Source organism: Rhodococcus sp. NPDC060086 (genome assembly GCF_042730275.1).
Classification (GTDB): Bacteria; Actinomycetota; Actinomycetes; order Mycobacteriales; family Mycobacteriaceae; genus Rhodococcus.
The window spans coordinates 37893-58270 of record NZ_JBHWWZ010000015.1; the positions used below are offsets into that span (position 1 = coordinate 37893).

19 protein-coding genes and 1 pseudogene are annotated in these 20378 nt (G+C 64.0%); 10 read left to right on the forward strand and 10 right to left on the reverse strand.

The genetic code is table 11. The features are described from left to right. The 3 genes from ACFWB0_RS11525 to ACFWB0_RS11535 are packed head-to-tail and all read right to left on the reverse strand — an operon-like array spanning window position 1 to window position 3165. Entirely contained in the window at window positions 1-1188 is a 1188-nt protein-coding gene (locus tag ACFWB0_RS11525; RefSeq protein ID WP_378490573.1) for an acyl-CoA dehydrogenase family protein, read from the reverse strand. Between the two features lie 11 nt (window positions 1189-1199). After that, window positions 1200-2297 (reverse strand): acyl-CoA dehydrogenase family protein, encoded by a 1098-nt coding sequence (locus ACFWB0_RS11530; RefSeq protein ID WP_378490574.1) that lies wholly within the window; start codon window positions 2295-2297, stop codon window positions 1200-1202. A 28-nt stretch (window positions 2298-2325) separates the two neighbouring features. Beyond that, window positions 2326-3165 (reverse strand): amidohydrolase family protein, encoded by an 840-nt coding sequence (locus ACFWB0_RS11535; RefSeq protein WP_378490575.1) that lies wholly within the window; start codon window positions 3163-3165, stop codon window positions 2326-2328. Between the two features lie 137 nt (window positions 3166-3302). Between ACFWB0_RS11535 and ACFWB0_RS11540 the strand changes: the two genes are divergently transcribed. Further along, window positions 3303-3743: a Zn-ribbon domain-containing OB-fold protein gene (locus ACFWB0_RS11540; RefSeq protein WP_378490576.1), complete on the forward strand. Its 441-nt coding sequence runs from the start codon at window positions 3303-3305 to the stop codon at window positions 3741-3743. After that, the gene (locus tag ACFWB0_RS11545) at window positions 3736-4878 is read left to right on the forward strand and encodes a thiolase family protein (protein ID WP_378490577.1); all 1143 of its coding nucleotides are present in this window, start codon (window positions 3736-3738) and stop codon (window positions 4876-4878) included. Before ACFWB0_RS11540 ends, ACFWB0_RS11545 begins: the two co-directional genes overlap by 8 nt. 89 nt (window positions 4879-4967) lie before the next feature. Here ACFWB0_RS11545 and ACFWB0_RS11550 read toward each other — a convergent pair whose 3' ends face one another. From ACFWB0_RS11550 to ACFWB0_RS11560, 3 genes are read right to left on the reverse strand one after another with little or no spacing between them, the layout of a single operon-like run. Then, complete coding sequence (locus ACFWB0_RS11550; protein ID WP_378490578.1) at window positions 4968-6182, reverse strand: cytochrome P450; 1215 nt, start codon at window positions 6180-6182, stop codon at window positions 4968-4970. Window positions 6183-6202: 20 nt separating this feature from the next. Beyond that, window positions 6203-7108 (reverse strand): enoyl-CoA hydratase/isomerase family protein, encoded by a 906-nt coding sequence (locus tag ACFWB0_RS11555; RefSeq protein ID WP_378490579.1) that lies wholly within the window; start codon window positions 7106-7108, stop codon window positions 6203-6205. 55 nt (window positions 7109-7163) lie between these two features. After that, window positions 7164-7850: a hypothetical protein gene (locus ACFWB0_RS11560; protein ID WP_378490580.1), complete on the reverse strand. Its 687-nt coding sequence runs from the start codon at window positions 7848-7850 to the stop codon at window positions 7164-7166. Between the two features lie 119 nt (window positions 7851-7969). On the opposite strand from ACFWB0_RS11560, the gene ACFWB0_RS11565 reads away from it, so the two are divergent. The 7 genes and pseudogenes from ACFWB0_RS11565 (at window position 7970) to ACFWB0_RS11595 (ending at window position 14041) form a co-directional block, all read left to right on the forward strand. Further along, window positions 7970-8791: an enoyl-CoA hydratase/isomerase family protein gene (locus ACFWB0_RS11565; RefSeq protein WP_378490581.1), complete on the forward strand. Its 822-nt coding sequence runs from the start codon at window positions 7970-7972 to the stop codon at window positions 8789-8791. Between the two features lie 36 nt (window positions 8792-8827). Beyond that, the gene (locus ACFWB0_RS11570) at window positions 8828-9643 is read left to right on the forward strand and encodes an enoyl-CoA hydratase/isomerase family protein (RefSeq protein WP_378490582.1); all 816 of its coding nucleotides are present in this window, start codon (window positions 8828-8830) and stop codon (window positions 9641-9643) included. Further along, window positions 9640-11121: pseudogene (locus ACFWB0_RS11575) on the forward strand (class I adenylate-forming enzyme family protein); the annotation flags it as partial. The gene ACFWB0_RS11570 and the pseudogene ACFWB0_RS11575, both read left to right, overlap by 4 nt. Before the next feature lie 42 nt (window positions 11122-11163). Then, a complete protein-coding gene (locus ACFWB0_RS11580; protein WP_378490631.1) occupies window positions 11164-12708 on the forward strand; it encodes a class I adenylate-forming enzyme family protein in 1545 nt (514 codons plus the stop codon). Between the two features lie 30 nt (window positions 12709-12738). After that, a complete protein-coding gene (locus ACFWB0_RS11585) occupies window positions 12739-12885 on the forward strand; it encodes a DUF1059 domain-containing protein (RefSeq protein ID WP_132474238.1) in 147 nt (48 codons plus the stop codon). A 50-nt stretch (window positions 12886-12935) separates the two neighbouring features. Then, window positions 12936-13127, forward strand: a complete 192-nt coding sequence (locus ACFWB0_RS11590; protein WP_378490583.1) for a ferredoxin — start codon at window positions 12936-12938, stop codon at window positions 13125-13127. 152 nt (window positions 13128-13279) lie between these two features. Then, entirely contained in the window at window positions 13280-14041 is a 762-nt protein-coding gene (locus ACFWB0_RS11595) for a TetR/AcrR family transcriptional regulator (protein WP_378490584.1), read from the forward strand. A gap of 66 nt (window positions 14042-14107) precedes the next feature. On the opposite strand, the gene ACFWB0_RS11600 is transcribed toward ACFWB0_RS11595, so the two are convergent. Together ACFWB0_RS11600 and ACFWB0_RS11605 are read right to left on the reverse strand one after the other, a co-directional pair. Then, window positions 14108-15334 carry an amidohydrolase family protein gene (locus ACFWB0_RS11600; RefSeq protein ID WP_378490585.1) on the reverse strand — a complete coding sequence of 409 codons (1227 nt, stop codon included), beginning with the start codon at window positions 15332-15334 and terminating at the stop codon, window positions 14108-14110. Window positions 15335-15432: 98 nt separating this feature from the next. Then, window positions 15433-16923 carry an aldehyde dehydrogenase family protein gene (locus tag ACFWB0_RS11605; protein ID WP_378490586.1) on the reverse strand — a complete coding sequence of 497 codons (1491 nt, stop codon included), beginning with the start codon at window positions 16921-16923 and terminating at the stop codon, window positions 15433-15435. A 119-nt stretch (window positions 16924-17042) separates the two neighbouring features. Here ACFWB0_RS11605 and ACFWB0_RS11610 point away from each other — a divergent pair, with 119 nt between their 5' ends. After that, window positions 17043-18725, forward strand: coding sequence for an acyl-CoA synthetase (locus tag ACFWB0_RS11610; RefSeq protein ID WP_378490587.1), 1683 nt, complete (start codon window positions 17043-17045; stop codon window positions 18723-18725). 72 nt (window positions 18726-18797) lie between these two features. On the opposite strand, the gene ACFWB0_RS11615 is transcribed toward ACFWB0_RS11610, so the two are convergent. Both ACFWB0_RS11615 and ACFWB0_RS11620 read right to left on the reverse strand, forming a co-directional pair. After that, a complete protein-coding gene (locus ACFWB0_RS11615) occupies window positions 18798-19568 on the reverse strand; it encodes an SDR family NAD(P)-dependent oxidoreductase (protein ID WP_378490588.1) in 771 nt (256 codons plus the stop codon). A 40-nt stretch (window positions 19569-19608) separates the two neighbouring features. After that, a complete protein-coding gene (locus ACFWB0_RS11620; protein WP_378490589.1) occupies window positions 19609-20370 on the reverse strand; it encodes a crotonase/enoyl-CoA hydratase family protein in 762 nt (253 codons plus the stop codon). Window positions 20371-20378: the final 8 nt, after the last annotated feature.

Genomic DNA, 20378 nt, shown 5'->3' on the forward strand with positions numbered 1-20378 from the left:
TCAGCTCTTGACCGGCGCGTACACCGGCCTGCCCAGCCCGAGCATGTACTGCCCGATCATGTTGCGGAACACTTCGAGGGTGCCCCCGTAGATTCCGCACAGTGGTGCCCACCGGTAGAGGTATTCGCTGGCTCCGTCGTCGATCGCCCCGTCGGCGTCCGTCGGCAACACCGACGCGGAGCCCAGGATATCCATCAGTTCGGGTGCGACGTCGCGCATCGCCTGAGCGATCGCGACCCGGCCGTACATGTTGGGCGTACTCAGCGCCATCTCGATCCGAGCGACGGCTCTACCGAGACGGTCGGCGACAGCTCCGTCGTCGATGCGTCGCCGGCCGTCGTTCCCGGGCCTGCTCACGATGGCCGCGACCGTGTCGACAGCCGTTCCCATGAACATGCCCTGGTGCTGGAGGATCGCGATGTCGTCGAGACCATCGGTGGCCGCCGCGACGACCCCGTGCTCTGCATCGAGCGGCCCACGTAACACCGCCCAGCCTCCGTTGACATCCCCGAGACGGTACTTGTCGGAGATGCGCACGTCGTTGTAGTAGACGATGTTCGTGCGATCGCCGTCCACGGTCCACAGTCCCTGGATCTCGATGCCGGGACTATCGAGCGGAACCAGGAACATGGTCAGGCTCTTGTGTTTCCGCTCCGCGTTCGGGTCGGTGTTGGTGATCAGGAATGCGTATCGGCAGTTGTGAGCGCCGGTGGTGAACATCTTCGAGCCGTTGATCACCCAGTCGTCGCCGTCCCGCACGGCCCTGGTCTTGCACGTCGCGATATCCGAACCGCCCTCGGGCTCGGTGTATCCGAGGCACATACGCACGTGACCGCTGAACACTCCGGGCATCACCTCGTCACGCAGTTCCGGCGAGCCGTATGCCTCGACGGAGTGCGCGACCAGGATCGTGGTTCCCCACGTCACCCACGGGGCATGCGCACGCCGACGTTCGAGTGCCCAGATACGGCTCTCGACGCGAGAGAAGCCACCATCCTCCGGCTTGCGATACTCGCGTTCGAGGTAGCCGGCCTCTCCCATCGCGAGATGGACGCCCTCGTCGAAGTTGTCGCCCGTCTCCCGATCGCGTCTGCGCACTTCGTCGGTGACATGTTTGCCGAGAAACGTGCGAATCTCGTCGAGAAACGCCTGCTCGTCGCCGGTTACTTCTACTCGTGAAAAATCCATGGTCCCTTTCTCTACACCGCAGCCAGGGCCGCATCGGCACCCGCCGGGGCGAGCGGAGCGACGGGGGACTGTGCGGAACGTTTCTTCACCACGACCTGTGCGACGTGTCGCGCGGTGTCGGCCGGATCCCCGCCGGCCAGCGACCAGCCGCGCGCCCGCACCAGATACGCACTCGCCGCAGCCTCGGTGGACACGCCGAGACCGCCCTGAACATGCACCGACATCGTCGCGGCGCGGGACGCCTCTTCCGTCATGAAAACGAAGGCGGCACCTGCCAGTTCGGGTCGGACCTCCGGCTCGTTATCGAGGAACCACGCAGCCTTCCGCGCCAATGCGCGTCCTCCCTCCACTGCGATGGCCATGTTCGCGAGCGGATGCGAGATACCTTGCAGCGAGGAGATTGGGACGCCCAGCGTGTAGCGAGTCTTCGCGAACTCAGCGGCAATACGCATTGACTGTTCCACCAGACCCACCAGGGCAGACGCGGTCAGCAGGCGCCATTCATCGAGGGCCCGGCCGAACGCCGTACTGGCGGTGGGGCCGCTCGCGAGTATCTTCCGATGTGTTGCATCTGCGGGGTCGACCCACGCCATCGGCAACTTCCCGAGATTCTCGACGCGCTCCGGGATCGGATCGAACGTGAGGAGCACGATGTCGTCGCCGTCGCGCACGATGAGGTCGTCGGCGATCGATGCAGTGGGGATCAATCGTCTTCCGGTCACGTCTCCGAGGTGCGGATCAAGACCGATGATGCGCTTTCCTGACACGATCTCATCGAGCTCCGGAGCATCGAGGCATGCCAGCAGTCTTGCGGCACAGACATGATCGATCCATGGGACGGGAGCCAGGTACCTGCCCAACTCCTCGGCAACCAGCGTGAGATCGACGAGCGTCGCTCCGTCGCCGCCGGCCTGTTCCGGCAGAGCCATCGTCGTTGCACCGGTCGCGCAGAGCCTCTCCCACAGGGCGCGGTCGAACCCCTCGGGCTCGGCGGCGCGCACGGCCTCGTTCGTGCAGTGGGTCTCGAAGAACTTCGCATACGCGTTCTGCAAATCCAGTTGGTCTTCGCTCAGGCTGTAGTCTTCACGCCGCAGTTCGTACCGATCCATCTCTACTCCTCGAGTTGTCGTCCGGAGATCAGCTGAGGGGCTGCCGGTCGCCGAAGAAGAAGTCCTCTGCATTGTCGAAGAGGAAATTGTCGAGCGCAGCCTCGGGCAGGTCGAGCTCCATCGCCTCGGGGACGAGGCGGCGCTGCGTGAGCACCGGCCAGTCGGACGCGAAGATCACCTTGTCCTGCCCGCGAGTCCGCATGAAGTGCAACAAGTTTCCCGGCAGTCGTTTCGGCGACCACGCCGACGTCATGAGCCGCAGATTCGGGAACCGGATCAGCATCCGGATCGCGACGTCCCACCACGGATCCGCTCCGTGAATCATGCAGAGTTTCAGCTCAGGGAAGCGCACGCACACCTGGTCGAGGTGGATCGGATTCTGCACTTCGCCGGGGAGTGCAGGGCCGGGAATGCCGGTGTTCATGCACAGCGGCAGGCCCATCTCTGCGCATTTCGTATACAGCGGGTAGTACAAGGCGTGACTCGGCGGATAGTCGCCGTCGCCCCAGAAGCTGGGACCGATCGCTGCGTAACGGACCGGCAGGTCCTGCGTGATTGCGGCGAGTTCCCGCACCACCTTCATCGGGCGGAACAGAGGACCGACGCCCATGGCAAGGGAGAACCGCTCCGGGTGGGCTTCGACGAATTTCCGCGCGGTGAGCCGGGGTGTCGCGATGGAGTCCATCAGGATCGCCTTCTGCACACCCATCTCGTCCATCTCGTCGAGCAGTTCCGACATGTCGACCGGATCGAACATCGACTTCGGGCCCTTGAAGTAATTGTCACGAACAGACGTCATCCACTTCGGCTGCGAGTCGGCCTCCCCGAAATGAACGTTGACCAGGCAGTCGATAGCTTTGCGCGGCATATGAACTCCGTTCGGACAGCAGCGTGGTCTCTCGCGCGATAACCGCTACTACTGTATACCTATCGGTATGCTCTACCGCAAGAGTTGATGATGTGACCGACGAGCCCCCTCCCAGTCCGACGACCCGAGGACCAACCATGCAGAGAGCGATCGCCCCAGAACTATCGACCTGGCCCGACGAACAACCACAACTTCTCGCAAGTACATGCGACGACTGCAGCGCGACGGTCTTCCCGGTGCAGCCGCTGTGCCCTCGGTGCAGTCGCGACCAGATGACGAACGTCGCACTCCCCCGCACCGGAACACTCGTCGCCTGGACCACACAGGGCTTTCTCCCGGGCGCGCCGTATCTCGGTGACGAAACCCCCGAGACGTTCGTACCGTTCGGCGTCGGGCTCGTGCAGCTGGGCGACGTGGTTCGTGTCGAGGGGCGCCTCACGGAGAACCGTCCGTCGAACCTGACGTTCGGCATGGACGTCGAGTTGACGATGATCCCGCTCGGTCACGACGAGAAGGGCGACGAAGTATTCACTTTCGCATTCCGGCCTGTCGATCCGAAAGGGCGTCCAAGTGAATGAGGTAGCGATCATCGGCGTGGGTATGCATCCCTTCGGCCGATTCGACAAGACGGCGATGCAGATGGGCACCGATGCCATCCGTGCCGCGCTCACCGATGCCGGCCTCGAATGGAAAGACATCCAATTCGCCGTCGGCGGCAGCTGGGAAATCGCGAATCCCGACGCGATCGTAGGCCTCATGGGGCTTACCGGCATTCCCTTCACCAACGTGTTCAACGCCTGCGCCACGGCCGCAAGCACGACCGAGGCGTGCGCGGATGCGATCAGGCTCGGCAAGTACGACATCGGCATCGCCATCGGTCTCGACAAGCACCCTCGCGGCGCATTCACCGTGGATCCCACGCTGGTCGGTATGCCCTCCTGGTACGGCGAGAACGGCCAGTACCTCACCACACAGTTCTTCGGAATGAAGGCGAACCGATACCTGCACGACCACGACATCTCCGTCCGGACCTTGGCCAAGGTTGCCGCGAAGAACTACCGGAACGGCGCGGACAACCCGAATGCGTTCAGGCGCAAGCCCATTTCGGAACAGCAGATTCTCGACTCCCCGATGCTCAACTATCCACTGACGCACTACATGTTCTGCGCCCCGGACGAAGGTGCAGCCGCGGTGATCATGTGCCGAGCCGACATCGCTCGCCGCTTCACGTCCAAGCCGGTCTATGTCCGCTCCGTCGAGGTCCGCACACGCACCTACGGCGCCTATGAGGTCAACACCACCTACGCGCCGGTCGACGAAGTCCCGTCACCGTCGGTGTTCGCCTCGCGCGCCGCCTTCGAGGCCGCAGGCATCGCGCCCCAGGACATCGACGTGATCCAACTCCAGGACACAGATGCCGGTGCCGAAGTGATCCACATGGCGGAAGCCGGATTCTGCGCCGACGGCGACCAGGAGAAGCTGATTGCGGACGGCGCCACCGAAATCTGGGGAAGCCTCCCCGTCAACACCGACGGCGGGTTGATCGCGAACGGCGAGCCGATCGGAGCCTCAGGATTACGGCAACTCCACGAACTCGTACTCCAATTGCGCGGTGATGCGGGGCCGCGTCAGGTTCCGGGGAATCCGAATGCGGGATTTGCATTGCTCTATGGTGCGCCGGGGACCGCGGGGGCGACTGTCGTGTCCACATAGACGCGATCGAACACCGCAGCGCGAATAGACAGAAACAACCGTCCGGAAAGGTTGTTTCTGTCTATGTGCGATGTGATCACCCCCCGACGTCATTGCAGCCGGGCACGAACCCTCACCGGCACCCGCTCGTAACCCGCGACGTTCTGCATGCTCACGCGCTGGCAGTTGTCGAAATCGACCTCGAACTCGGGCATGAAATCGAGTAGATGACCGAGGGCCAGTGCGCTTTCCATCCGCGCGAGTGCCGCCCCGAGGCAGCTGTGGATTCCGAGGCCGAAAGCAAGACTCGGCGGCCCCGAACGATCCCGCTCGATATCGAAGACGTCGGCGTCCTCGAAAGCAGCCGGGTCCCGGTTCGCCGAGCCCAACATCAGGAATACCGGCTTGCCTGCGGGAATGGTGACCCCGTGCAGTTGAACGTCGCGCATGGAGTACCGCACGTTGTACTGATTCGGGGACTCGAAACGCAGCAGCTCTTCGACCGCATCCGGAATCAACGAACGATCCTCCCGCAGCTTGGCCCACTGATCCGGGTGTCGCGCGAAAGTCACCGGCGCTCCGCCGATCAGCTTCGCGACCGTCTCGGCGCCGGCTCCTCCGAGCAGCGACGCGAACATCGCGATCTCCATCGTGGTCAGCGTCGGCGGCTGATCGTCGTCGCGCTCGATCTCGGCCTCGATGAGCTTGCTGATCATGTCGTCCCGAGGATTCTCACGACGCTCTTTGACGAGCCCGTAATAGAACCGCATCGCTTCGACGACAGCGTCGGTCCCGGCCTCACCCATCTCGATCTGCCCGATCTCACGGTGCAGCGACGCATCGGTCCACAGACGCAGCCGAGTCCGGTACTCCTCTGGAACACCGAGCATCTCCGAGATGATCTCCATCGGGAAGTATGCCGAGAAATCCTGGACCATATCGAAGCCCGCGGGATCCACCCGGTCGAGAAATCGGACGATCTGCGCGTCGACCATCTCGCGCAGGTCGTTGATCGCACGAGGTGTGAACACCTTGCTCACGAGTCGTCGCATGTGCCGGTGCTCGGGTGGGTCGAGGACGATGATCGACTTGAACGAAGAGATCTCCCCTTTGCGCACGGTGGCCAGGTCGAGCCCTCGTGCCGAGGAATAGGTGTCGAAATCTCGGTACGCAGGGGCGACGTCCTCGTACCGGCTCAATGCATAGAAGTCGTATTCCTCGCTGTAATAGACGGGTGCCTCGTCGCGCATCCTGGCGTAGATGTCGTACGGGCCGTCGAAGAATTCCTGCGAGAACGGGTCGAAGACGAGCTTCGTATGGGTCACTGAATCCTCCTGTGGGGAACTCATGTCAGGTCCGGCTCGGGGACATGGAAGTGCTCGTCGCGAAGACGGAATGCGTCTTTCGTCCCGTGCTGGGCACGTGTCTTCACGAAATTGAACTCGCCGGAGGAGAATTGGAGATTGGTACCGAACGCGTGGAACAGATAGCTCGCAACTTCCTCGCCCTGATACGCCTGACTCTGCTCCACCAGGCGGAACGCTTCCTTGGCGATGACGACGCCGTCGGCCGGCATCTTCGCGACCTTCTCGGCCCAGTACCTGGCGCGCGCCGTCACGTGTGCGGGTTCGCAGGTTTCGGTGAACACACCGCGGTGCTCGACGGACTCGGCGGTGACGATGTCGCCGGTGAGGAGCAACTGCCTCGCCAGGACGGGCCCCAGTCGGTGGAAGAACATGTGCAGGCTCCCGAGCGCCGGACCGAGGAAACGGGTCGCGGGCATGCCTATTCGTGTGTCGCGTGCGATGACCGAGATGTCTGTCATCAGGGCCATCTCGAAGCCACCACCCAACGCGAATCCGCTGATCTCGCCGACGGTGACCTTCGGAAATCCCAGGAATTCGTGGTAGAAGCCGAAGGTCTTACGATCCACGGTCAATCGGCGCCGCTGGCTCGGCCGGCGCTTCTCCGGCGCCGGGGTATCACCGTTGCCGTTCCGGCCTTCGCCGTACCAGCCGTAGGCGTTGTTCATGTTCGCGCCGGTACTGAACACGCCCTCCGCTCCCCGCAGCAGCACGACGGTGATGTCGTCGTCGTCGACCACGATGTCCAGGTATCGCGCGAGTTCGTCGCGCATCGCTTGATCGTAGGAGTTCCGCTGCGACGGATTGTTCAGGGTGACGGTCGCGATTCGGGTATCGCGGTCGATGTCGAACAACACCCTGCCGTCGGACGCACTGGCCTCGGTCATGTGTAGATCCTTCCCAATGGTGTTTTCCTGCGGCGGGATACAGCCGAAAGTGGCATCATCGCCGATGGCCGAATGTCGTGGTCTCCAGCTGGTCGATCTGCTTCGCGACGCAGTCGAGCTCAGCGATACACAACACTTCGCCGTCCCGCATGAGGCGTGCTTCTGACACGAGGCCACGCTCCGTCGCCCGTCGGACGACATCGAAATCCAGCGTGGTGAGCAACGGAGTGGGCCGACGATAGCGAATACTGAGCAGACGCGTCTTCCCCGCGATCCCGACCTCGCAATTATGTTGCTGTATGACGCAATCGAAGAACACGGCGAGAAAGCCACCGTGCACGAGCCCCGGTGGACCCTCGTACACCACGGGGAAGTTCACCGTGCCAGACGCAGTATCGGCGTCGAACGTACGGAGTTCGTACTCGGGAAAGGCCGGGTTGAATGCGCCGATGTCGACGGCATGGTCGAGGTAGACGCGTCGGTCGCCGCTCGTGTCGTCTCCGCGCCGGAGCCGTGAGCTGGGTGGTACGGCTGCGGCCAAGAGCTGCTCCCACTCCGCGAAGCGGGTGAGCATCTCGTCGACCACGTCGTGTTCGTGCTCGAGCGACAGCAGCAGTCCGGTGAGTCTGCGGAGTGATGTCGCAGCACGGTGCGTCTGCGGCAGTGGCGCCTCGCCGAACCGCCCCGGAACATAGCGTCCGTCCGGGTGGGACGTCGTCGGTTCCACCTCGTAGCTGGTCATCGCGCCTCTTTCGGCCGACCCGGTTCCGTCGGCCCGGGTTCCTTGCTAACTTGTGTAGAGCGCAACGGTACTACATACCGTAGATGTCACAGTATAGGTTGTGAGGGGTGGTTACCACGGTGAGCAACAACGACGGTTCGCCAGGACGGTCCGGGGAGGTGCGTGTCGAGCGCAACGGACCGATCCTGCGGCTCACCCTCGACCGCGCCGAGGCACTCAATTCACTGAGCTCCGCGATGGTCCAGACCCTCATCCGCGAACTCACCGATGCGGCACAAGATGATTCACTTCGCGCGGTGCACATCACCGGCGCCGGAGAGAACTTCTGCGGTGGTGCCGACTGGGTCGCGACGAACCGCAAAGGTGCGCCAAGACCGCGTGCCGGAAATCTGGTGCGCCGCGTCCCCCATCAGGCGCATCGCATCGTCGAACTGGTCCACGACCTCCACCTTCCAGTGGTCTGCACCGTCCGCGGATGGGCCGTGGGCCTGGGCTGCAACCTCGCATTCGCAGCCGACTTCACGGTCGCAGCCGACGACGCGGTGTTCTGGGAGCCGTTCATCACGCGCGGGTTCAGCCCCGACTCCGGAGCCACCTGGCTCGTCCCCCGGCTCGCAGGAACGGCGAGGGCAAAGCAGATGTTGATGCTCGGCGAGAAAGTCGTAGCATCCGACGCGTGCGACTGGGGGCTGATCTACCGCTCCACACCCGAATCCGATCTCGATGCCACCGCGAACGCACTGCTGGATCGGCTCGCATCCGGCCCCACCGTCGCCCTCGGGCTCGCCAAGCAGGCCATCAACCGCAGTCACACGGCATCGTTGACCGACGCCATGAACCAGGAGCTCTACGCCCTGGAATTAGCATGTCGCACCGAAGATTTCAAAGAGGGATTGCGCGCGTTCAAGGACCGGACCGAGCCCGAGTTCCGCGGACGCTGAACCACAACCGACCTGATCGAGAATCGGAGACCCGCAATGGCACTACCGACGACCGTCGACGAGTCGGCGATTCCCGAGTTCGAGACGATCCGCCTCGACGTCGATGCCGACGACCACGTCGCCACGATCACCCTGAATCGGCCGGAACGATTGAACGCATTCGATCGGACGATGTGCAACGAAATGCGAGATGCCTGGAGCATCGTCAAATTCGACGAGCGGGTGCACGCCGTGGTGCTTCGCGCCGCGGGCGACCGCGCCTTCAGTGCCGGCCTCGACATCAAGTCCGTCTACGGTCAGCCGGACAACATCTGGAACCACGACGATCCCGGCGAGCTCCTCAGCCCGAAGTGGCAGAAAATGTGGAAGCCCGTGGTGTGCGCGGTCCACGGAATGTGCACGGCCGGCGCCCTGTACTTCGTCAACGAGTCCGATGTGGTGATCTGCTCCACGGATGCCACCTTCTTCGACTCGCATGTCTCGGCCGGTTTGGTCTCCGCCCTCGAGCCCGTCGGGCTGATGCGCCGGGTAGGCCTCGGAGAGAGTCTACGGATCGCGCTGATGGGTAACGACGAACGCGTCGGCGCAGACACCGCCCTCCGCATCGGGCTCGTCACCGAAATCAGCCCGCGCGAACGACTCTGGACACGCGCGCACGAGATCGCCGCCCAGATTGCCGCGAAGCCTCCGACCGCAACCCAGGGGACGGTGAAGGCGATCTGGGAATCCCTCGACAAACCCTACCGAGCCGCAATGGATCAGGGCCTGATCTACACACGACTCGGCAATCCGATCGCGAAGAACGAACTCACCGGGTCCTCCCATGACACGACACCGCCGAGGATCCGATGACGACCCACCGCGTGCTCACCGAGTCCGTCACCGACAACCGCCTCGCGCACCGGATCGAAGCGGTGTTCGGCATCGACCCCGACGCAGACGCGATCGAGTACGAAGGCGTCTGGACCTCGTGGGCGCAGATCGCCCACTGCGCCGACCGCATCAACGCGATCTGCAGGCAGTACGGCCCCGACGAAGGAACGGGAATCGGTGTGCTGCTCCACAACCGGCCCGTGCACGTCGCCGTCCTTCTCGGAGTGCTGCTCTCCGGACGATACCTCGTTGTCATCAATCCGTCGCGCGGCGACGAGAGGACTCGCGCCGACATCGCGGCACTGAATCTGCGCGTCGTCATCGGAGAATCCGCCGACCTCGACATTCTCGTCGGACGGCCGTCCGGCACGACCACAGTCACGGTCGCGGGTATCTCCGACGTGCCCCAGGTGGCCACTGGCAGCGGTCCTCCGGTGCTGTCCGACAACCGTCCAGGAACCGCGGTCCTGATGCTGACCAGTGGAACCACCGGGCCACCCAAGCACGTCGAACTCACCTACGACATGCTCGCGCACAGCGTCCTGGGGCCTGCCGAAGACAGTGCGCCGCCCGAACGCCTCAGTTCCGGTGTCGCGATCGTCAACGCTCCCCTCGTGCATATCGGCGGGGTGTACCGGACGCTGCAGTGCATCGTCGCCGCGCGACCCTACGCGCTGTTGCCGCGATTCGAACTCGATGCGTGGGCCGACGCGGTCCGCCGCCACCGTCCCCGCGCCGCCTCCCTCGTGCCGACGGCGCTCCGTATGGTGCTGCACTCCGATCTCACCCGCGACGACCTCTCGAGTCTGCGTGTCGTTACCTCCGGCACTGCACCACTGTCCGCCGACGACGCCGACGCGTTCACCGACAAGTTCGGCATTCCGGTCCTCACGTCCTATGCCGCAACGGAGTTCGGCGGCGGTGTCGCCGGGTGGAATCTCGCCGACCACCGCAAGTACTGGTCGACCAAGCGGGGCAGCGTGGGGCGCGCCGAGCCGGGTTCAGTGCTCCGCGTCGTCGACGAGTCCGGGCACGAGGTCGACACCGATGCGGTCGGGCTTCTCGAGGTCAAGCCCGCGCAGCGTGGGCCGACGGCGGGCTGGATGCGGACCACCGATCTCGCGCGGATCGATGCCGACGGGTTCGTCTGGATTCATGGTCGCGCCGACCAGGCGATCATCCGGGGCGGATTCAAGATCATGCCCGACGACATCCGGACCGCCCTCGAAAGCCATCCGGCGGTAGAGAACGCCGCAGTGGTCGGACGCCCCGATGTTCGACTGGGGGAAACGCCGGTGGCGATGGTCGAATGTCGGGCCGGCGCATGTATCACGTCCGGAGAACTGGCCGAGTACCTGACGACGCGCCTCGCTCGTTACGAGATTCCGACCGAGATCGCCGTCGTCGACTCCATCCCTCCCACGCCGTCCGGCAAGGCGGATCTGATAGCCGTCCGGAACAGGCTGAACCAGCCTTCCGGGCTTCCGTCTCCGGCCACGATGGCGGCATTGGTCCGCGCGCGAGCGGGCTCGATGCCGACGAAGGACATGGTCGTCGATCCGGCCACCCGTGTCGGCTACCGCGAGCTCGACACATCCGGCCGACGCATTGCCGCGGCGCTCGTCGACGGCGGAGTCACCGCAGGCACCCGGGTGGGGCTGATCATGCCGAACAACACCGGGTGGGTGCAGATCGCCGTGGCGATCACCCGGATCGGTGCGGTACTCGTTCCGCTGAGCACTCTGCTTTCCGGCGCCGAACTCCGTGCGCAGATCCAGGCTGCGTCGATCTGTCATCTCATCAGCGTCGACGAATTCCGGGGGCACCGCTATCTCGACGCCCTGGCCACCACGATCGGCGAACCCACACTCGAACCGGGCGACATTCTCCACCCCGGCCTGCCGTCACTGCGAAGGATCTGGGACGTCGAGGAAGTAGTCGGTGCGGAGCCGACTCCCCGAGCCCGAGCGGTTGCCGCCGCGTTGGAAGACGCCGTGTCACCGTCCGACACGATGGTCATCATCTTCACATCGGGCAGCAGCGGACCGCCGAAGGGCGTCATGCACTCGCACGGCGGCGCGTTGGCAGCCGTCGCCTCCGGGCTGGCCGCGCGGTGCATCACCTCCGACAGCCGGCTCTACCTGCCGATGCCGTTCTTCTGGGTCGGGGGTTTCGGGGCGGGAATCCTGTCGGTCCTGATCGCGGGTGCCACCCTGGTCACCGAAGAGATCCCGACGGCCGACACGACACTGGAACTTCTCGAAATCGAGCGGGTGACGTTGTTCCGTGGGTGGCCCGACCAGGCCCGATCACTGGCACCACGGGCTGCCGCGACGGGCGCAGATCTGTCCGCGCTGCAGCCGGGCAGCCTGCCCGCGCTGCTACCTGCCGCGGAGCGCGGCGAACCGGGCTCACGCGCGAACCTGTTCGGCATGACGGAGACGTTCGGGCCGTACTCGGGCTACCGGTTGGACACCGCGATGCCTCGGGAATCCTGGGGAAGCTGTGGCACCCCGTTCGACGGTATGGAAGTCCGCGTCACAGATATCGACACAGGAAGCCCTCTTTGCCGCGGCATGGAAGGCCGGATCGAAGTTCGAGGACCCCATGTCATGCAGGGCATCTGCGGCCGCAGCCGGGAAAACGTGTTCACACCCGACGGCTTCTACCCCACGGGCGATCTCGGCCTCCTCGACGACGCGGGATTCCTCTTCCACCGGGGCCGGATCGACGACATGTTCAAGGTCAACGGAGCAACCGTGTATCCGAGCGAGGTCCAGGCGGCATTGAAGACGATCGATGGAGTCGAGGACGCCTTCGTCACGCAGATCGACGGCGAAGTCGGACCACGGGTGGGCGCCGCGGTGATCTGCTCGAGCTCGATAGATTCTGCCGAACTACATTCGGCAGCAAAGGAACTGCTGAGCTCGTTCAAGGTTCCGACGGTATGGCTCCTGCTCGATTCCGACGAGAAGATTCCGCGCGGTGGCACAGGGAAGGTCGACGCGACCCGACTTCGCGAACTGCTTGCTCGCAACGTGTGAAATCTGTTCGGTCACAACGAAAGGAAAGTTATGAAGAAGCGATTGACCTGCCCGTGCGGCGAGTACCTGCGCGGCACCGACGAGGACGACCTCGTCGAGAAGGTCCGGCACCATCTCGGCGAACGCCATCCCGACCACGACTACAGCCGGGACGAGATCCTGTTCATGGCATATTGACCTCCGAACCACAGTCGCGGAATCCGAGTACCCGAGCAAGGAGCGAGACGATGCGCGTTGTTGTCGATGGCGACAGGTGTGTAGGCCACGGCCTGTGCGAAGCGACTGCACCAGCCGTTTTCGAGGTGGGCGACGGAGGGTACGTCCTGATCGACGACGACGCCGCGGCCGCATGCAGCGAAGCCGATCTGCGTACCGCGGTGAGCAATTGCCCGTCCGCTGCACTCAGCATCATCGACTGACGGCACATCCCGGCGGCGATCCGGTATGCGCTACAGTGAGCCGAAATGGTCGGCAGCACTCAGTGCCACCGGCAGTGGCGTACCACCGCACGGGCCGCTTCACGCCTGTGCTGCCGTCCTGACGGACGAACTGGACGGAAAGTCGGAGAGCAATGGCGCGTAAAGAAGAGCCTCAGAAGCGCGAACGTCGCGAGCGCGGATCCATCAACCCCGAGGACATCATCGCCGGCGCGTTCGAACTCGCCGAGGACGTCCCGGTCGACAACCTGAGCATGCCGCAACTCGCCAAACATCTCGGCGTCGGTGTCACGAGCATCTACTGGTATTTCCGCAAGAAGGACGAACTGCTCAACGCGATGACGGATCGCGCCCTCGCGCAAATACAGGTCGAAGCCGTGATGGGCGACTCCGGCTCGGACTGGCGCGAACGCCTCTACAACCACGCCCACGCGGCGCGGAGCGCGTTCCTGGCAAACCCGATCCTGTGCGATCTGATCCTGATCAGATCATCGCTCAGCCCCAAGAGCGCCACTCTCGGCGCACGCGAGATCGAGCACATCATCGACGATCTCGTCAAGGGCGGCCTATCGCTCGACGACGCCTTCGATGCCTACTCCGCCGTCCAGTTGCACGTCCGAGGTTCGGTCGTGCTCGCGCGACTGCAGGAGCGCGGCAAGAAGTACGATCCGACGTCGCAGGCGTACTACGAGAATCTGGTCATCACCCCGGAGAAGACCCCGCTTCTTGCGGAAGCGGCAGGTCGGGGGCGTGTGGGCGGTGTACCGGACGACTACAACTTCGAGTACGGGCTCAACTGCATCCTCGACTACACCAGCAGGCTCCTCGAGCAGGAGGAGCCCGCAGCGAAGAGCAAGGCGAAGAAGGCCACCGCGCGCTCGTCTCGCGCGAAGTAGGCGTCTGCGGACAGAACATTCGCGTGGGTGCACTCGCCTGGTGGGCCGAGTGCACCCACGCGGCATTCAGCGTCCGGACGTGATGCCCAGGTAGTCCAGCACGTTGGTACGCATGATCCGGTCTTTCTCACCCTCGTCGAAATCGCCCAGTTCCTTGATGAAATCCGTGGGCTTCTCGAGACCTTCGCCGTGCGGCCAATCGGAGCCGAACAGGACGCGATCGGATCCGACGAGATCGGCCAGCGCCCGAACGTCGTCCTCGTAGTACGGCGCCACCCACAGGTGCCTGCGGATCGTGTCGACGGGCGACTCGGCGAACGCCCACGGAGTCTGGTTCGCCTGCTTCTTCAGGCGTTTGACCAGCAGCTGCACCCAGTCCGATCCGTTCTCGATGCTGGCGACACGCAGCTTCGGGTGGCGCGTGAACACGCCGCCGAGGATCAGGCTCGCCATCGTGTCGTGGATTGCACGATCGGAGACGACGATATTCGCGAGCGGGTTGGACGTCTTGAAGGGCACGAACCGTGCCGGCGCACCCCAGGCACGGGCGATCGAGCCGTTGTATCCGCTGTCGCTGAGATGAAACGCGACGGGGATGTCGGATTCTTCCAGCTTCGCCCACACCTTGTCGTACATCATGTCGCCGAGCGACTTGGAGGTGCCGTGCCCGGCAGGCACCGGTGCGGGACGGATGTAGACGAGCTTGACGTCGCGTTCGAGGAGTCGGTCGATCTCTGCGACTGCTTCATCGGGATCGGCCAGCGCCAGCATCGGCGCCGAGAAGATGCGGCCCTTGTAGTTGTATCCCCAGTCTTCGTCCAGCCATCTGTTGAATGCGGTGACACTCGCCATCGTTGCCGGAATGTCCTCTTTGAGCGCCTCTTCGACGCCGCACGCGAGCGTCGGAAGGAGGATTACCCCCGACATTTCCTGCTGCTCGATCATGTCGAGTCGGATGTCGTGATCCTGGTACGCGGGGTTGAGCGGCTCGACTTTCATCAGGCTTCGTGGGTCGACTCCTTCCGGAATCTGCCCGCGGAACAACAGATCCAGAGCGCCGGGGACGATCACGGGATCGAAGGTCGGATTCGGAACGAATTCGAGAAGCTTTCCCCCGGCGAGCAATTCGGTGTGCTTGCCGCGTGTGATCACTTCGACACCGCGGTCCTTGAACGCCGGCTCAAGGTACCGAGTGAAGGCGTCGACCTTCTCGTAGTAGTGATTGTCGCAGTCGACGGGCCGATCGTACACGACTTCGTCGCTGCGGGTGGAGTTCTCGGGCACGACGGTCATCGTCGTTCACCTCCGGTCGAAGTTTCAGTACACGGCGGACGCGCAGATTTCCTCACGTCGAACACTAGGCCACATACTTACTGTTGTCCATACAGTATCTAGCCCCGCAGTCGGCGGGCGGTCCGTCGGCGAGCGCGACGCATCGTCAGATCCACGATCAAACGAGGCACCCGCCCGAACGGCGGGACAGCGCTCGATGTCGCGAGCATGAAGGGAAGATCGGTGCCCACGACAGATCGGTGATGACTGAACGTGTCGAATCCCGCCTTGCCGTGGTAGGCGCCCATGCCGCTGTTGCCCACTCCACCGAACGGCGCGGCAGCCGGAAGCATGTGAATTCCGAACTCGTTTCGCGCCACCCCACCGGTGCGAGTGCTGCGAACGAACCGGCGGAAGTCGTCGTCGTCCGGACCGAACCAGTAGGCAACCAGCGGCGAGGGGCGCGCGTTCACGTAGTCGACAACATCAGCGAGGTCGCGATAAGTGACGAGCGTGAGCACCGGGCCGAAGACCTCCTCCTGCGCGATGCGCATATCGTCGGAGACATTCGATACGAGAGTGGGGGGAACCTTTCGCGTCTCCGGATCGGGAAGCCGCTCACCGCTGGGTGCGACCGACTGCACGTGCGCACCGAGGGAACGTGCATCGTCGATCAAGCCCACCACTCGGTCGTAGTTCGCGACATTGACACTCGAGGGATATTCAGAGTTGGCCACCATGGTGGGGAATCGCTTGCGCCACGCGGACAGCACTGCGGCGGAGAACTTTTCGACCTCACTCTCCTGCACCATTACGTAGTCGGGACAGACGCAGACCTGACCGCCGTTGACCATGCGCCCGAGAGCCACTCGTTCGGCAGCCCGCTCGATATTTGCGCGTGGCCCCACCACAGCGGGATTCTTCCCGCCGAGTTCGAGCGTCACGGGCACCAGGTTCTGCGCAGCCGCAGCCTGGATTCGCTTCCCGACACCTGGCGAACCGGTGAAGAACAGATGGTCGAGCGGGAGAGCCGAGAAGGCGGCACCCACGTCGGCTCCCCCGGTCACGACCGCCAGTTCCGACTCGTCGAAGTACTTCGGAGCGAGGGAGGCGAACAGGTCGGATGTTGCAGGGGTGATCTCGGACATCTTGATCATCACCCGATTTCCCGCCGCGAACGCCGCCGCCGCGGGCATGATCACCAGATGCAGCGGGAAGTTCCAGGGACCGATGATCCCGACCACCCCGAGTGGCGACGGCACCACCTCGGCCCGCAGCCCTGCCAGTCTGCCCGCACGCATCAGCGGCGTGGTTCTCATCCACTTCGCCACGTGTGCACGGGTGTGCTCGATCGCGTCGATGATGCCGACGAATTCCATCGACATCGTGCCGGTCCTGGATTTGCTGCCGAAATCCCGGACCAGTGCGTCGACGAGTGCATCGGCGTTGTCGAGCATGAGCGCGACGAGTCGGTCGATGCGGTGACGCCTCGTCTCTACTGAGGGGAATCCGTCGGCGAGGAACGCTCGTCGCTGCAGTTCGAGGATCCGCGACAATTCCTCACCGGTTCCGTTCGGTGTTGTGACGCCGAGGTTCTCGACCGTGCTCATCGTCATCCCCCATTCGACTGTGCATTGCCAGGCCCGAACCCTATCGCAGGGGTTGCCGTATACATTACAGTTTGTCGAATAGTTCATGTGACGGGTTAGCTGATCCCACAGGAGTCACCTTGACCGATCTCACCGCCCAGCCCCCGACAGTCACCCGGGAGTTCACCATCCCGGAACTCGTGGACGCTGTCGCGTCGTCCATCCCAGACAGAGAAGTCGTCGTCTTCCGCGATCGGCGGATCACGCAGGCCATGCTGGCAGATCGATCACGCCGGCTCGCCGCCTACCTGACTTCCCGTGGGCTCGGCGCCCACACCGAACGCGACCGGCTCGACGGACACGAGATCGGTCAGGACACCCTCGGGATCTACGCCTACAACGGCAACGAGTACCTCGAGTCGATGCTCGGTGCTTTCCGCGCTCGCGTTGCGCCGTTCAACGTCAACTATCGCTACGTGGAGAAGGAACTCGAATACCTGCTCGCCGACGCGGAGGCGAGCGCCATCGTCTACAACGCGGCATTCGCACCGCAGCTGGCGCAGGTTCTGCCGGCGCTTCCCCACGTCGAAGTGCTGATCCAGATCGCCGACGATTCGGGCAACGCTCTGCTTCCCGGCGCGGTGGACTACGAAACCGTGCTGGCCGAAACGTCCCCGGACCCAGCGCCTGCCGCACAGTCACCGGACGATCTCTACATCCTCTACACCGGCGGAACCACCGGTATGCCCAAGGGCGTGCTGTGGCGCCAGCACGATATCTACATGGCGTCCTGCGGCGGTCGAAACGTCTACACCGGCGAGTGCATCGCCTCACCCGACCAAGTCGCGTCCACCGCAGCCGACAATTCCGGATTCACGATGTTCGTGCTTCCCCCCCTGATCCACGGCGCCGCTCAGTGGGCGTCACTGACCGGCATCCTCACCGGGCAGACCCTGGTGTACTCACCGGTGGTCGACCGATTGGATCCGGCGGCAGTGGCACAGACGATCGAGGCAGAGCGTCCCACCGCGTTGATGATGGTCGGCGACGCCATCGCCCGGCCGCTCGCCGCCGAGTTCGAAAAGACCGATGCCGACCTGTCGTCGCTGTCGATCCTGGCGAACGGCGGTGCGATCCTGTCACCCACGGTCAAGCAGCGCCTCCTCGACCTCGTACCAGGCTCCGTGGTGATCGACGGTGTCGGTTCCTCGGAGTCCGGAACGCAGATGACCCACGTCTCGAGCGCAGGTTCTGTGTCGACCGGACGATTCACTCCCGGGTCGAACACCTGCGTCCTCACCGAGGATCTCGACGGACTCGCCGCGCCTGGGCACGACGACCTGGGGTGGCTCGCACAACGCGGACACGTCCCGCTCGGCTACAAGGGTGACGCAAAGAAGACCGCCGCAACATTTCCCGTGGTCGGTGGCGAGCGATTCGTCCTGCCCGGAGATCGAGCGCAACGACTCGACGATGGATCGATCCATCTGCTCGGCCGCGACTCGGTGACCATCAACTCCGGTGGCGAGAAGATCTTCGTCGAAGAAGTGGAGATGGCGATCAGCTCGCACCCCGCCGTTGCCGACGTTCTCGTCGCCGGACGCCCGAGCGACACGTGGGGTGAGGCAGTCGTCGCGATCGTTCAACTACTCCCGGGCCATGAAGTGGACGCAGACGAGCTGGTGGACCATGCAGCGAAGTCGGTTGCACGGTACAAACTTCCGAAGTCGGTGATCTTCACCGAAGCGATTCAGCGAAGCCCCGTCGGCAAGGCCGACTACCGGTGGGCGCGAGCACAGGCCGCGTCCCTCGGGACCGAATAGCGATAGCTCCAGAACGTCGAAGGGAGTTTCCCCCCGCCCGGCGGGTGGAAACTCCCTTTCGCAGATCTCGGCTCAGCGAGTCTGGAACCGCTGCGCTCCGTCGAGACGCACGACCTCACCGTTGATGTACGAGTTCTCCAGCAGGTGCTGGGCAAGGAACGCGTACTCGTCGGGTGTGCCGAGACGCTTCGGGAACGGGATGTTCTTGGCGAACTTCTCGAGCCCTTCTTCGCCGATCAGCTCGAGCAGCGGCGTGCGCATGGTGCCCGGTGCGATGGAGTTGAGGCGGATACCGACCGAGCTCAGATCACGGGCACCGGTCAAGGTCAGACCGATGACACCGGCCTTCGCCGCCGAGTACGCGGACTGCCCCATCTGCCCTTCGAACCCGGCGATGGAGCTGGTCATGACAATGGCGCCCCGTTCACCGTTCGGTTTGGGCTCCAGCTTCGCGATCTTGGCTGCCGCCAGGCGAAGCACGTTGTACGTGCCCGTGAGGTAGAGCGAAATCGTGTCGGTGAACCCTTTGCGCGAATGCGGGGTGCCGTCACGATTGACCACCTTCTCCAGCACCCCGATACCGCCGTGGGCGATGACCGCGTACCTGAGTGTGCCCAGCTCGTCGGCCTTCGCCAGCGTCGCCTCCACGGAGTCGTCGTCGAGCACGTCGGTCCGTACGTACACGGCCTTGTTGCCGAGTTCGTCGGCCAACTTCTGCGCCTGCTCGTCGGCGATGTCGGCGATCACCACCGACGCCCCCTCTGCGTGCAGCTTCCGCACGGTCGCCGCCCCCAGACCCCCGGCACCACCGGTGACCAGTACGACTTCACCTTCGAAAGACATGTGTTCCCCTCCTGCGTGATCGGTTGGTTCGTTCCGGGATTCAGCTACCGGTCCAGTTCGGCTTCCGCTTCTCCGCGAAGGCCTTCGCACCCTCGGCGGCATCCTTCGACATGAAGACCGGGATGAGGAGGTCGAGTTGCTTCTTCCACTTCTCCTCGTCCGACCAGCCCCGCGACTCGGCAAGGATCTGCTTGGTTGCGGCAACGGCCAACGGGCCGTTCTCGGTGATGCGCTCGGCCAGGCGAATCGCCTCGTCCAGAGCCTGTCCCGGTTCCGCGACCACGTTGACGAACCCGTAGCCGGCGCCTTCCTCCGCGCTGAACGTGTCGCCGGTCAACGCCAGCTCGACAGCCTTCTGGTACGGGATTCTGTCGGGCAGCCGGAGGAGTCCGCCACCGCCTGCGACGAGGCCGCGCTTGACCTCCGGCAGACCGAACTTCGCGTCCTTCGACGCGACGACGAGATCGGTGGCGAGGACGATCTCGGTTCCTCCCGCCAAGGCGTTTCCTTCGACGGCCGCGATCAGCGGCTTCTTCGGCGGCTTCTCGGTGAACCCGAGTCCGCGCCCCTCGATCGCGACGATCTCACCGGCAGCGAAGGCCTTCAGATCCATTCCCGCACTGAAGTTCCCACCTGCCCCCTGCAGGATGCCGACGGAAAGATCCGCGCTGTCGTCGAGCTCGTCCATTGCGTCGGCGAGCTGCTGACTGACGGCCAGGTTCACAGCATTACGCGCCTCCGGCCGATTGATCGTGATGATCAGGATGCGCCCTCGGCGCTCGAGCAGTACTTCGTCGGACATTCCGGCTC

Excerpts from the sequence above, each read along its gene's own strand:
- ACFWB0_RS11535 (WP_378490575.1), bottom strand. The coding sequence starts at position 3,165 with ATGCCGCGCAAAGCTATCGACTGCCTGGTCAACGTTCATTTCGGGGAG.
- ACFWB0_RS11605 (WP_378490586.1), bottom strand. The coding sequence starts at position 16,923 with ATGAGCACGGTCGAGAACCTCGGCGTCACAACACCGAACGGAACCGGT.
- ACFWB0_RS11595 (WP_378490584.1), top strand. The coding sequence starts at position 13,280 with ATGGCGCGTAAAGAAGAGCCTCAGAAGCGCGAACGTCGCGAGCGCGGA.
- ACFWB0_RS11530 (WP_378490574.1), bottom strand. The coding sequence starts at position 2,297 with ATGGATCGGTACGAACTGCGGCGTGAAGACTACAGCCTGAGCGAAGAC.
- ACFWB0_RS11580 (WP_378490631.1), top strand. The coding sequence starts at position 11,164 with ATGGCGGCATTGGTCCGCGCGCGAGCGGGCTCGATGCCGACGAAGGAC.
- ACFWB0_RS11585 (WP_132474238.1), top strand. The coding sequence starts at position 12,739 with ATGAAGAAGCGATTGACCTGCCCGTGCGGCGAGTACCTGCGCGGCACC.
- ACFWB0_RS11620 (WP_378490589.1), bottom strand. The coding sequence starts at position 20,370 with ATGTCCGACGAAGTACTGCTCGAGCGCCGAGGGCGCATCCTGATCATC.
- ACFWB0_RS11540 (WP_378490576.1), top strand. The coding sequence starts at position 3,303 with ATGCAGAGAGCGATCGCCCCAGAACTATCGACCTGGCCCGACGAACAA.
- ACFWB0_RS11555 (WP_378490579.1), bottom strand. The coding sequence starts at position 7,108 with ATGACCGAGGCCAGTGCGTCCGACGGCAGGGTGTTGTTCGACATCGAC.
- ACFWB0_RS11600 (WP_378490585.1), bottom strand. The coding sequence starts at position 15,334 with ATGACCGTCGTGCCCGAGAACTCCACCCGCAGCGACGAAGTCGTGTAC.
- ACFWB0_RS11525 (WP_378490573.1), bottom strand. The coding sequence starts at position 1,188 with ATGGATTTTTCACGAGTAGAAGTAACCGGCGACGAGCAGGCGTTTCTC.
- ACFWB0_RS11560 (WP_378490580.1), bottom strand. The coding sequence starts at position 7,850 with ATGACCAGCTACGAGGTGGAACCGACGACGTCCCACCCGGACGGACGC.
- ACFWB0_RS11590 (WP_378490583.1), top strand. The coding sequence starts at position 12,936 with ATGCGCGTTGTTGTCGATGGCGACAGGTGTGTAGGCCACGGCCTGTGC.
- ACFWB0_RS11570 (WP_378490582.1), top strand. The coding sequence starts at position 8,828 with ATGGCACTACCGACGACCGTCGACGAGTCGGCGATTCCCGAGTTCGAG.
- ACFWB0_RS11615 (WP_378490588.1), bottom strand. The coding sequence starts at position 19,568 with ATGTCTTTCGAAGGTGAAGTCGTACTGGTCACCGGTGGTGCCGGGGGT.